Annotated in this window: 10 protein-coding genes and 1 tRNA gene; 6 read left to right on the plus strand and 5 right to left on the minus strand. The window is 59.7% G+C overall.

Annotated features, from left to right (window positions below; all coding sequences use genetic code 11):
- The first annotated feature begins 198 nt into the window (after positions 1 to 198).
- From F1529_RS14255 to F1529_RS14265, 3 genes are all read left to right on the plus strand, one after another.
- Positions 199 to 894 carry an SIMPL domain-containing protein gene (locus F1529_RS14255; protein WP_007149105.1) on the plus strand — a complete coding sequence of 232 codons (696 nt, stop codon included), beginning with the start codon at positions 199 to 201 and terminating at the stop codon, positions 892 to 894.
- Between the two features lie 12 nt (positions 895 to 906).
- Positions 907 to 1,944, plus strand: a complete 1,038-nt coding sequence (locus F1529_RS14260; RefSeq protein WP_155135614.1) for an AraC family transcriptional regulator — start codon at positions 907 to 909, stop codon at positions 1,942 to 1,944.
- A gap of 118 nt (positions 1,945 to 2,062) precedes the next feature.
- Positions 2,063 to 3,532, plus strand: a complete 1,470-nt coding sequence (locus F1529_RS14265; RefSeq protein WP_007150439.1) for a DUF3336 domain-containing protein — start codon at positions 2,063 to 2,065, stop codon at positions 3,530 to 3,532.
- Between the two features lie 198 nt (positions 3,533 to 3,730).
- On the opposite strand, the gene umuC is transcribed toward F1529_RS14265, so the two are convergent.
- Entirely contained in the window at positions 3,731 to 5,005 is a 1,275-nt protein-coding gene (gene umuC / locus F1529_RS14270) for a translesion error-prone DNA polymerase V subunit UmuC (RefSeq protein WP_155135617.1), read from the minus strand.
- A 5-nt stretch (positions 5,006 to 5,010) separates the two neighbouring features.
- Positions 5,011 to 5,403: a translesion error-prone DNA polymerase V autoproteolytic subunit gene (umuD, locus tag F1529_RS14275; protein ID WP_007149267.1), complete on the minus strand. Its 393-nt coding sequence runs from the start codon at positions 5,401 to 5,403 to the stop codon at positions 5,011 to 5,013.
- A 243-nt stretch (positions 5,404 to 5,646) separates the two neighbouring features.
- Between umuD and F1529_RS14280 the strand changes: the two genes are divergently transcribed.
- On the plus strand, positions 5,647 to 5,940 hold the full coding sequence (locus F1529_RS14280) for a hypothetical protein (protein WP_155135620.1): 294 nt from the start codon (positions 5,647 to 5,649) through the stop codon (positions 5,938 to 5,940).
- 335 nt (positions 5,941 to 6,275) lie between these two features.
- Here F1529_RS14280 and F1529_RS14285 read toward each other — a convergent pair.
- Positions 6,276 to 6,349: transfer RNA gene (locus F1529_RS14285), tRNA-Gly, on the minus strand.
- 182 nt (positions 6,350 to 6,531) lie between these two features.
- Here F1529_RS14285 and F1529_RS14290 point away from each other — a divergent pair.
- Positions 6,532 to 7,515, plus strand: a complete 984-nt coding sequence (locus F1529_RS14290) for an NAD-dependent epimerase/dehydratase family protein (RefSeq protein WP_007151323.1) — start codon at positions 6,532 to 6,534, stop codon at positions 7,513 to 7,515.
- A 19-nt stretch (positions 7,516 to 7,534) separates the two neighbouring features.
- Here the strand turns inward: F1529_RS14290 and F1529_RS14295 are convergent, their stop codons facing one another.
- A complete protein-coding gene (locus F1529_RS14295; RefSeq protein ID WP_007150282.1) occupies positions 7,535 to 8,509 on the minus strand; it encodes a methyltransferase in 975 nt (324 codons plus the stop codon).
- Between the two features lie 199 nt (positions 8,510 to 8,708).
- Between F1529_RS14295 and F1529_RS14300 the strand changes: the two genes are divergently transcribed.
- Positions 8,709 to 10,664 (plus strand): transglycosylase SLT domain-containing protein, encoded by a 1,956-nt coding sequence (locus F1529_RS14300; RefSeq protein ID WP_155135623.1) that lies wholly within the window; start codon positions 8,709 to 8,711, stop codon positions 10,662 to 10,664.
- Positions 10,665 to 10,677: 13 nt separating this feature from the next.
- On the opposite strand, the gene F1529_RS14305 is transcribed toward F1529_RS14300, so the two are convergent.
- Positions 10,678 to 11,424: a hypothetical protein gene (locus tag F1529_RS14305; protein WP_370457034.1), complete on the minus strand. Its 747-nt coding sequence runs from the start codon at positions 11,422 to 11,424 to the stop codon at positions 10,678 to 10,680.
- Positions 11,425 to 11,427: the final 3 nt, after the last annotated feature.

An 11,427-nucleotide genomic window follows, 5' to 3' on the forward strand; every position in this document is an offset into this window, starting at 1 on the left:
ATGACTGTACTCACCGATTGCCTCTGCCTCACGAGCTGCGATGATAGGGGCTAACGGACCAACAACCAAGGGGACCTTTGCCCTGCGTTTTGTAAGGGAAACCATTCGTTTAAACGGTTTGTGCGAGATGAGTTGCGTAAACCTGACCGATCAGCAAAATAGAGCTTTGCCGCCTGCACGGCAGTACAAGGAGATATCATGAAAGTTGTATCCGCTGCGACCCTGTTGATCGCTGGCACACTGGCTTTGACCGGTTGCGACAACACCACCATCAATACCACCCGCGACAGCATTACCGTGTCCGGTAGCGGCGAAATCAACGCCCAACCGGATCGCTTCACCGTGGTCGCCACCGCCAGTGAAAATGGCGATGATATTGCCGACATGAAAGACCGCGTGGACGACGCCGTCGGCAATATGCTGGATCTGGCCGATGATCTGGATATTGAAGAAAAATCCGTTACTGCCAGTACCATGCGTGTCTCTCCCCAATGGCAATACCAACCCGAGCGCAAACTGATTGGCCATCAGGTCAGCCGCGACGTGAGCTTCAAGGTCGATGGCCTTGAAACCTATGCCGAGCTGCTGGAAGGGTTGGCAGAACAGGGCGTACGTAACATCCGCCCCACTGGCGCTGAGGTCAGCAACCGCGACGAGCTGGGCAACCAGGCACTGAAAAAAGCCGTGGCCGATGCCCGCCAACGGGCAGAAATTATTGCCGAAGCCGCCGACCGCGATCTGGGTGAAGCCTTCCAGATCACCGCTCAGGGTATCCACCACCCGCAACCGGTGATGATGATGGCTCGCAGCAAGGAAAGCGGTGCCGCAGACAGTTACCGGGCCGGCGAAACCGAGATTTCCGCTCAGGTACAAATCACCTTTGAACTGAACTGATCGGGCATCTCCATGGACGCACTGGGCCAGATTTGCAGCGCAGCACTCCAGCAGTACCTGGCTCACGGGCAAGCCCGTGGGCTGGATACCGCTGCAGCGCTACAGCAGGCCAACCTGGACCCCAGCCATATCCAGAAACCGGATACCCGCATCCATGGGCAGGATTTTCAGACCCTGCTGCACGCCCTTATCACGCAGTCCGCCGATCCCCTGTTCGGGCTACACACGTCGGAATTTGTGCAGCCCGGTTCCTACAATGTGATCGGCTATATCGCCATGAGTGCCAGCACGCTTCAGGAAGCGTTATCCAAGGTCAGCCTGTACGAAAAGCTGGTCGGCGACATGGGCACCACAGACACCACTGTCGATGCCCACCAGGTAGCCATCCGCTGGGATTGCCTGTATCGCCAGCAGCCCGCACGTCAACATCTGATCGATAACGTTCTCGGCTCCTGGGTGCGCTACTCCCGCTGGCTCACCGGCAACGATCTGCTGGCACCGGAACAGGTCTGGCTGGAACACCCCACCCCTCCACCGGCACAGGTAGAGGAATACCGGCGCGTGTTTCTCTGCGATGTATTGTTCGAACAACCCTGTTCCGCCCTGGTCGGCGCGCCGCAATTATTGCAGCAGCCCATACGCCAACCGGACCCGTTGCTGCTCTCCACGCTGGAAGCCCATGCCATCCAGCAACTGAACCAACTGGGTGTGGACACCAATCTCAGCCAGCGGGTCAAACAGTGTATTCAGGATGCCATTGGCCATTCCCTGCCCCGCAAGGAAACCGTTGCCGAGCGGCTGGGCATGAATGTACGCACCCTGCATCGCCGGCTGGCCGACGAAGACCAGAGCTGGCAAAAACTGCTAGATGACGTGCGCCTGAAACAGGCACGTCACCTGCTCACCACCACCACCTTGCCCCAGGCCGATATCGCCGCCGCCCTGGGCTATTCCGATATCCGTTCCTTCCAGCGCAGTTTCAAACGCCACACCGCCATGACTCCGGGCCAATACCGGGCCAAGCCTGGCAATGCGCAAATACACTCATAAAAACAGACACTTTTATCTGCGCCACTGTGCTTTTTGTCCTACAAACACTTAAACCTGGCCCTCTCTCCTGTCTATACTGACATTACTCAATGACAACAATGAATGGTGGAGAGCCTCAATGAAAGGCACCCTCAAGCAGCTCGAACGCGCCATCGATAACGCGACGACCTACGACGAATGGTATGAAGCCAGCCAGGAACACGACCGCCTTTCCGGCGCCGACGAATGGAAGGAAGTGGACCGTTCCCCCTATTACGATTACGAGTTGATTCGTAACCGTCTCTGGCAGATTCGCCAGGCCCGTGAACGCAACGACGTGAACAAGCTGGTCTTCCATTTGCACGAAGGCCTGCACGGTAATCTGGGCAACATTTCCAACCCGCGCCTTTATCAACACAGCCGCGTGGGTACCAAACGCCTGATCGAAAACTACCTGACTGAAGTCTCCACCGCCCTGAACTATCTGTGCGACAGCAACTTCAAGGAATTCGGGTTGAAAGAAAAACTCGATTTCTTTGAAACCACCGGCCAGGCCTTCGGACAAAGCTGCCTGATGCTGTCCGGCGGCGCAGCCCTGGGCCTGTTCCATATTGGGGTGGCCCGCTGCCTGTGGGAGCAGAACCTGCTGCCTTCGGTGATATCCGGTTCCAGTGCCGGCAGCATCATCGGCTCAGTGGTAGGCACTCACAACGATGAAGAGTTGAAGGTGAAACTGGAGCCAGAAAACATTTATCTGGAAGCCTTCAAGGTGCTGGGCTGGAAAGGTCTGGTACGCGGCACCCCGGTTCTGGACGGCGACCATCTGGAAGCCTGCCTGGAAGAAAACATCACCGACATGACCTTCGAAGAGGCCTATCGACACACCGGGCGCGAAATCAACATTACCGTGAGCCCCTATGACCGCAACCAGCACGCGCGCCTGCTGAACTGGCGCACCTCGCCCAATGTGCTGATCCGCAAGGCTTCGCTGGCTTCCTGTGCGATTCCCGGCATCTACCCGCCGGTTTCCCTGTGGGCAAAGAACATCGACGGCGAACGGGTTCCCTACATCCCCGGCCGCAAGTTTGTTGACGGCTCCATCGTCGACGACCTGCCCATTCGCCGGCTGGCTCGCCTTTACGGGGTCAACCACTCCATCGTCAGCCAGACCAACCCCCATGTGGTGCCGTTTTTGTCTCGCAACGAAAACACCGACAGCTCCCTCAGCACCCTGGGCGACTGGGCCCTGCGCAACGTCTCCATGAACCTGCGCTATGGCCTGCAGCTGGTGCAGCGCCGGGTGGCATCCAACGACATGGGGCTGATGATCGACAAGGCGAAGAGCATGGTGACGCAGAAGTATATCGGCGACATCAACATGATCCCGCCCCGCCAGCCGCTCAACGCCCTGCGTGTTCTGAATAACCCCACGCTGCAAGATGTGCGGAACTATATCCGCAAAGGCGAGCAGGCGACCTGGCCGAAACTGGATATGGTGGCCAATACCACTTGCATCAGCCGCACCTTCCGCGACTGTCGAGCACGCCTGGACCGTATCGAAGAGCGTATGCTGGATCGGGTAAACATGACCGCGGTGGCCAACCAGTAAGCCACACCCCATTACCGACAGAGCCCGCTGGCCTTCAAAGTGGCCGGCGCGGCTCTCTGGGGCTCACCCCGCTCATCTGTGATAATGGACATCAAGCCATGCAGGCCCACGGCCAACACCCAACGCCGCTGGACCGGATCCTCATCGACGTGGAAATACCGAAGCGGGCTCCCTGACACTCATGCACAAAGGCGCCTGCTAGCGTGCCACCGGCAAATCACACCAGCGACTGGTATAGGCCGGAGACAGGTGCGCCCTGCGCATGGCCCAGGCACTACGCTGATCCGTCTGCATGCCCCGCCCCGCCAACCACACCTTGCCGGCACCGCTCTGGTTAATCGTATCCATTACCGTCATCAAGGCGTTGCCCCTGTCATCGGGTTCCCCTTGCTGCGCAAACAATCCATCCTGGATCTGATCACGTCCGCGCAAGTCGGTGAGAATCACTCCGGCTTTTCCGTAGCGGTACCCTGGTTTCCATAACTGCGCCAGCAAGGCCAGCGCCTGATGCACCACCACGCGGGTGTCCGCCGCGGCGGGCGAAAAGGCGGCACTAAGCGTATCGGGGAACAATTGTTGGGGCTTGCCCATCGGGGCGGTGCGCAAATAGACCGTTACCCGGCCAGTGTACAAATTCTCCTTGCGCAAGGACTCCATGGCCCGGAAAGCAAAGTCACTCAGCGCCTGACGTAACGGCGGCAAGGCGGTTACCGGCTCACCAAAAGAACGGGAATGGATCACTTGCTGGCGCGGCGAAGGCTGCGTATCCAGAGACAGACAGGGCTCCCCGTTCAGCTCCCGCACCAGCCGTTCCTGCACCACGGAAAACCGCCGACGGATCATGCCGCTATCCGCCCGGGTCAGGTCCAGTGCCGTCTCGATACCCAGCGCTTCAAGGCCCCCCGACAACCGGCGCCCCACTCCCCACACCCGGGACACCGGCGTTAACGCCAGCAGTTTTTCCCGGCGCGCCGGGTCGGTCAGCACCACGGTACCGCCCGTGGCGGGATAGCGCTTGGCGGCGTGATTGGCGAGTTTGGCCAGCACCTTGGTGGGCGCTATCCCCACGCACACCGGCACCCCGACCCAGCGGGCAATGCGCGCTCGTACCTGCTGCGCCAGCGGCAACAGCTCGGCCTCCCCCATCAACGACAGATCCAGAAACGCCTCATCAATGGAATACACCTCCACCTGAGGCACCAGGGTTTCCAGCGTCGCCATCACCCGCTGGGAAATATCCCCGTAAAGGGCATAGTTGGATGAAAAAACCACGATTTTGTGGCGGGCAATCAAATCGCGAGCCAGGTGTACCGGCATGCCGGTTTTCACCCCCAGCGCCTTGGCTTCCGCAGACCCGGCTACAATGCAGCCGTCATTATTGGAAAGCACCACCACAGGCTGCCCCTGCAGATCCGGGCGGAACAGGCGCTCACAGGCGGCATAGAAGCTGTTGCAGTCAACCAGGGCAAACATGGCCGTTACCCGCCGCCCCGCAAGGCGTGCAGGCAAAACGTCACCACCCCGAACAGGTCCACACCCTCGCCGCCAATGGGTATCGGCGCATAGGCAGGATTGCGGGGCTTGAGCATCGGTGTCGGCTGCAATTGCAATTCTTTCACCGTGAATTCGCCATCCAGCGAGGCGACCACCACATCCCCCGCAACGGCTTCCAGTGAGCGGTCCACAATCAGGATGTCCCCGGAAAAAATACCGGCATCCACCATGGAGTCCCCCTCCACACGCAACAGGAAGGTGGACGCGGGCCGGCGGATGCATAGCCGGCTCAGATCCAGGTGCTCATCCAGATACCCCTGGGCCGGAGACGGGAACCCCGCAGAAATACGCTCACTGAAAAAAGGCAGGGCAGACATAACAACACACCGGAAATCCACAGTCTGACAAGCATGGCAAAACACTGTCTTTATGTACAGCTATTCTGCCATGCAACGCCCATCCAGTAGTGCTCCCTTCACACGAGATCAATCACAAGAACGCGACAAAACGACAAGCAACGCCTATCCATCCTCTGCAACGGCTGACGTAACTTACGGTGATACACCTTGTGTGCGGCGCCTATCGCCTGCGAGCCCGCACGGAGTAAACAGGAGGCCACCATGAGCAGCGATAGCCATCACCGCTGGATGTCTGATTTTCTGGAAGAAATGGGCCTTCCCGCCCGGGCCGAATTTCAGGGCTATGTTCTGTTCAACCTGGAGCAGAATACCTTTATCGCCACCAGCAAACGCAACCCGCAGACTCCACATCAGCAACAGGTCAAACCCTGTGCCTGGGCCCACTGCTACCCAGACATCATGCACGCCAGCGATGCCGCCAGCGGACTGGGGAGCGAATACGAAATCCGCGCGCTTTTCCGACTCGACGGTCGGCACCTGTCCTGTTCGGTGTGATTGGAAGGTCAGGGATTTGAGATGGAACGCAAGACGCCCGGAGCTCGACGCTGGATGCTGGATGCCTAACACCTAAAGTCAAAACCCCACGGCTATTTTGCTGGAACGGCCCTGCGGGCATAAAGATTGGGGGCGCAGGGAACGCGTCAACAAGGGCAGCAGTGATGTGACTTTCGATTTATTGCGTCTGGCATCCGGCATCAAGCGTTTTGCATCTAGGGAGCCTCTGAAGAACTCCTTGCGTGCTCAGTCTTTCAGGCTGGTTCGCAAGGAGTTCTTCAGAGACTCCCTGGCCCAGACATAAAAAAACCGCCAAAAGGCGGTTTTTTTATGTCTGGAGCGGGTGAAGAGAATCGAACTCTCGTATGCAGCTTGGGAAGCTGCCGTTCTACCATTGAACTACACCCGCCTGTTTGAAACGGCAATATAGTCAAAACCCATCAACTTGGCCAGTGTTGAAGCAAAATCGTCAAGGTTTCGACAAGTGGCTGTTTTGAAAAGCGAGTCACCGGGCGGACAAAGCAGTTGCCAGCATCCATTTCAGTGCGTATAGAAGAGGAAACAAGCGTCAGCCAAAGAAGGATACCAACCATGCCAGTGGCATTTATCAGTGGGGGCCGGGGGTTTCTCGGCGGGCATATCATCGACCAGCTTCTCGACAAACAATGGGATGTCGTTGCCCTGGTACGCCCCAACAGTGATGCCAGCACCTTACATGCCAAGAAGGGCGTATCTGTCGTCCAGGCACCACTGGACAATGCCACCGAACTTGCCCTGGTTATGCCCGCTGCCCCGGATGCGGTTTTTCACGTAGCAGGTAACACCAGCCTGTGGCGCCGGGGTAATGAGCAACAATACCGGGACAACGTACTCGGCACCCAGGCCATGGTCAGCGCGGCCCTGAAAAACGTGGCCGGCCGCTTTATTCATACCTCGTCCATCTCTGCCTGGGGCATTCAGGACAACCCGATCAATGAATTAACCCCTTCCAACGCCGCCAATGACTGGATCGGCTACAACCGCACCAAGTTTCTGGCGGAACAGGAAGTGGAAAACGGCATTCGCCAGGGGCTGGACGCGGTGATCATGAATCCCTGCGGCATTATTGGCGCCGGTGACACCCACAACTGGTCACAGATGATCCGCATGATCAACGACGGCAAACTGCCCGGCGTGCCCCCGGGCGGCGGGAATTTCTGTGCGGTGGAAGAAGTGGCACGGGCCCATATTGCGGCGCTGGAGCACGGTGTTTGCGGTGAGCGTTATATTCTTGCCGGCGTGGAAGCCAGTTTCCTGACTCTGGTCCAGACCATTGCCGGCCAGCTGGGACGCAAGGCGCCGCAGCGCACCGTGCCGCCCGCAGTGCTGAAACTGGCCGGCCAGCTCTACCCCATCGGCAGCCTGTTCACCGGTGAAGAGCCCCGCCTCACTCCGGAAAAAGTGGCTCTGATCACCAGCCGCGTGCATGCCGACGGCAGTAAGGCCGTAGAACAGCTGGGCTTTAATGATCAGGTGCCGCTGGCCACCATGCTGGAAAACTGCATTGCCTGGATGGCCCGGGAACGGATGTTGTAACAACCTGCGGGCGGCTTAATTACAGCACCGCCCGGTAGACCCGGAAGCGGGTGGTTTCGCTGGCCACCTGCACATGACTGAAAGCATCATCCAGCCACTGCACATAGGGCAATTCGCGGTTAGCTACCAGCCACAGCACGCCACCTGACTTGAGGTGTGAAGGTGCTTCCGCAATCAGTCGACGGGTGATGTCCGTGGTACGTTGGCGACGGTCATGGAACGGCGGATTGGTAACCACCATATCGACGCGCCCCTGAATCGGGGAGAACAGATCACCGCCCATGATCCTGCCTTGCAGGCCGTTGCGGGCCAGGCTATCGGTGCTGGCCGCCACGGCGCTGGCACTGACATCCACGCCCTGTACCTGCCAGCCCTGACGAGCCAGCCAAACGCTGATCACACCCGCGCCGCAGCCCATATCAATCACCTTCCCTGGCTTACCCAGCGTGTGCGCCTCCATGGCCGCCAGCAGGAGCGCACTGCCCTCGTCCAGACGGCCATGGCTGAACACCCCCGGGTAACTGATGGCTTCCTGATCCGCCACCTCCAGCACGGTACCCCAGGCTTTCAGGGACTGCTTCTCCCCCGGCTGCAATAAACCGCTATAGAGCTTGCAATGACGGGCGCTATCTTCCAGCACCGATTCATCCACATGGGCATCCAGGTATTTCAGGGCACCACGAATGCCACCCTTGGCCGGGCCGATCAGCCACAGCTCGGTGGGCGCCGTAATTTCACCGGCCAGCCAGTTGAGCAGAAACCGTAACCGGTCGATGGACTTGGGCAACGGCAGCACCAGCAAATCTGTCCCTTCCGGCACTGTGGGCGCGGGCGACCACTGCTGCGCACCAATGGTGTAATCATCCGCATGTACATGCACCGTGGCATCCACTGCCAGGGTTTTCAGTGCAGGGTCGTTGGCATCCACCACCAGTACATTTCGCCCGGCAAGGGCATCGGACTGGCGCAGCAATAATTGGGTCGTATTTTCCATGGGCTCCGGCTCAGGTAATCAGCGGCGGCAGTATAGTGCAAATCACACAGGTCCGGACACGGGTACGGGTACGGCAAACGGCATACTCACGCGCTGAGCCATAAGTAGGGTCTTGCTCAAGTTTTACATAATCACCACGCCAAGCGCCTAGCGAGCCCGGTAGAATTGGCCCATTCATTCCGACGATGTGGAGGCACAAATGGTTCGCACTGCGCCAACTCGCGCTTTAGCACTGTTTGCCTGCTGTCTGTTTTCTTCGTTGGTCGTTGCCGCTACGGATAGCGACAACTTCCACCAAGCACTGGACGCAGCACGCAACGATGACTGGGAAACCCTTTCCCGGCAGCAACAGGCCCTGGGAGAGCAGCACCCCCTGCAAGCCTATCTCGACTTCCACCGGCTGCGCGCCGCCCTGCCCCAACTCAGCCCTGACAAAGTAACGCAGTACGCCGAAAAGTACCCGGATTCGCCGCTCCCCCAGGATATTCGTCAGCTCGCCACTGTCGCCTACGGCAAAGCGGAAAAATGGCAGGCACTACTCGCCATTACCGACAGTGCACCCAGCGGGGTAGCACTGCGCTGCTATTACCACCAGGCGCAATGGGAAACCGGCGACCAAGCCGTTAAAAAAGCCGCCCTGCAAGCGGGCAAAGAACTCTGGGCCACCGGCCAGTCCCGCCCCAACAATTGCGACCCGCTGTTCAACGCCGCCCGCGACGCGGGTGTCATCGGCGATGCGCAAATCTGGGAACGCCAGCAACTGGCCTTTGATGGCAACAGCGCCGGGTTGATGCGCTACCTGGACAAGATGCTGGCAAACAGCCCCTACGCCACCGCCAGCGAATGGCTGCAAACGCTGTACAGCAACCCCGACAAGGTCGTTGACCTGCCTCGCAACCTGCCGGCATCGCAGCGTCAAGCGCTGCTCTCCGCCGGCCTGCGCCGCTGGGCCTACAAGGACACCGAAGCCGCGCGCAAATGGTTCGACACGCAGAGCAAAAAACAGGGCCTCACCGACGCAGCACTACGCGAGCGCGCCGGTACACGCATCGCCTGGTACTCCACCATCCGCGGGGTGGAAGCGAATCGCCAGTGGCTGGATAGCTGGCTGGCGAGCCACCCGGAGACCTCACTGGTGGCACAGCGCGCCAGGCGCACGGTGATTGAACAGGATTGGGACGCCCTGAATGAGTGGGTCATGCGCCTGCCCCAGGACGACCGTAACGACTCCCGCTGGCTGTACTGGCGCGCCCGCGCACTGGAAAACACAGACCAGCCGGATCAGGCCCGTGAGCTGTATCAACAGGCCGCCCAACAACGTAATTTCTTCGCTTTCCTGGCCGCAGACCGCCTGGGCGAGCCCTACCGTTTCTCCGAACAGAAGCACACACCCTCCGCCACGTTCACGCCGCCGCCGGCGATCACCCGTATCCGCATGTTGCGAGCACAGGATGAACCCTACCTGGCGCATCAGGAATGGATGTGGCTGATGTGGCACAGCAACAAGGAACAGCTGGCGGAACTGGCCGACTACGCCCTTACACAAAAATGGTACGACCTGGCCGTACAGGCATCCATTCAGGCCAAGGCCTGGAACACCCTGGCATGGCGTTTTCCACCCGCGTATTTGCCGCTGTTCGAGGAAGAAGCCAAACCCCATGACCTGGATCCCTGGCTGGCCATGGCCGTGGCCCGGCGCGAAAGCGCGTTCAATCCGCTGGCCCGCTCACCGGTCGGCGCCATGGGGCTAATGCAACTGATGCCTGCCACCGCCCGCAAGGTGGCCAAAGACGCCAGCATGGGCAAGCCCACCACCAAGACCCTGCAGGACAAACACACCAACATTACCCTTGGCAGCCGCTATCTGGCGGAGCTCCTCGACGATTTCAACGGCAATCGGGTGCTGGCCCTGGCCGCCTACAACGCGGGCCCGAGCCGGGTGAATCGCTGGCTGGAGAACGCCGAAGACGGCGTCCCGGCAGATGTGTGGATCGAGTCCATCGCGTTCCGTGAAACCCGGGATTATGTGCAGGCAGTATTGACCTACCGGGCCTTGTTCGTGGGCATGCACGATGACCAGCCCCGCAGCAACCAGCTGCTAACCCGCGAAGAAAATGACGGGCTGTATTCCCTGACCATGCTGGACAAGGACTGACCTCAAACCCGGGTCAGTCCAACTGGCGAATATGGTAATCCAGCCGCGCTGCCGCTTTCGCATGGCTCAATGCCGGCGTCGCGGCAAGGCGCCGGCGCAGGTGAATGCTGCGCGCCGACTGGCGGGTAAACGCGATCACCGCGTTATGGCAATCGCTGCATGATAAGCGGAAACGGCTGCTGAAACTTTTCATGGCGCGGCGGCCCGAGGCCGGGCTGTCGCGGTATTCCTGCCAATCGCCAAAGTTCATGATCAGGGAACCATGCGCCGACAGGTTCCCGCGCAGGCAGGCCAGCCAGTCAGCATCGGCGGGCACCGCCCGGCTAACCTGCTCGTTACTGGGCGCAAACAGGTCTTCGATAATCAGGTCGAACGGTTCCCCCTGATAATCACGCAACCACTGCTGCGCATCCCCCTGCCAGGTCTCCACCCCAAACGCCTCGATGCCGAATACTTCGCGGGCCACCTGCAAGTGTGCTCCGTCCAGCTCTACCGCCATCAATACATCCGGATCCAGCAGTTTGCGGATGGGGGGAATCAGCGAACCGCCCCCCAGTCCCAGCACCAACACCCGGCGGAACCGGGCCGGTTCGTGTAGCAGGGCCGGCAACCACAGCAAATCCCACACGCTGCCCGTAAGTAAACGCTTGGGGTGAAACTCCGAATGCTGAACGCCGTTGGCATACAGCCGCAAAGTCTGCCCCGCGCGCCTCACCTCGTAGCGCACGCCGTCCCGTTCCGTTCCCCAGATTAATGCCACCGA

Source organism: Alcanivorax sp. VBW004 (genome assembly GCF_009718865.1).
GTDB lineage: Bacteria > Pseudomonadota > Gammaproteobacteria > Pseudomonadales > Alcanivoracaceae > Alcanivorax.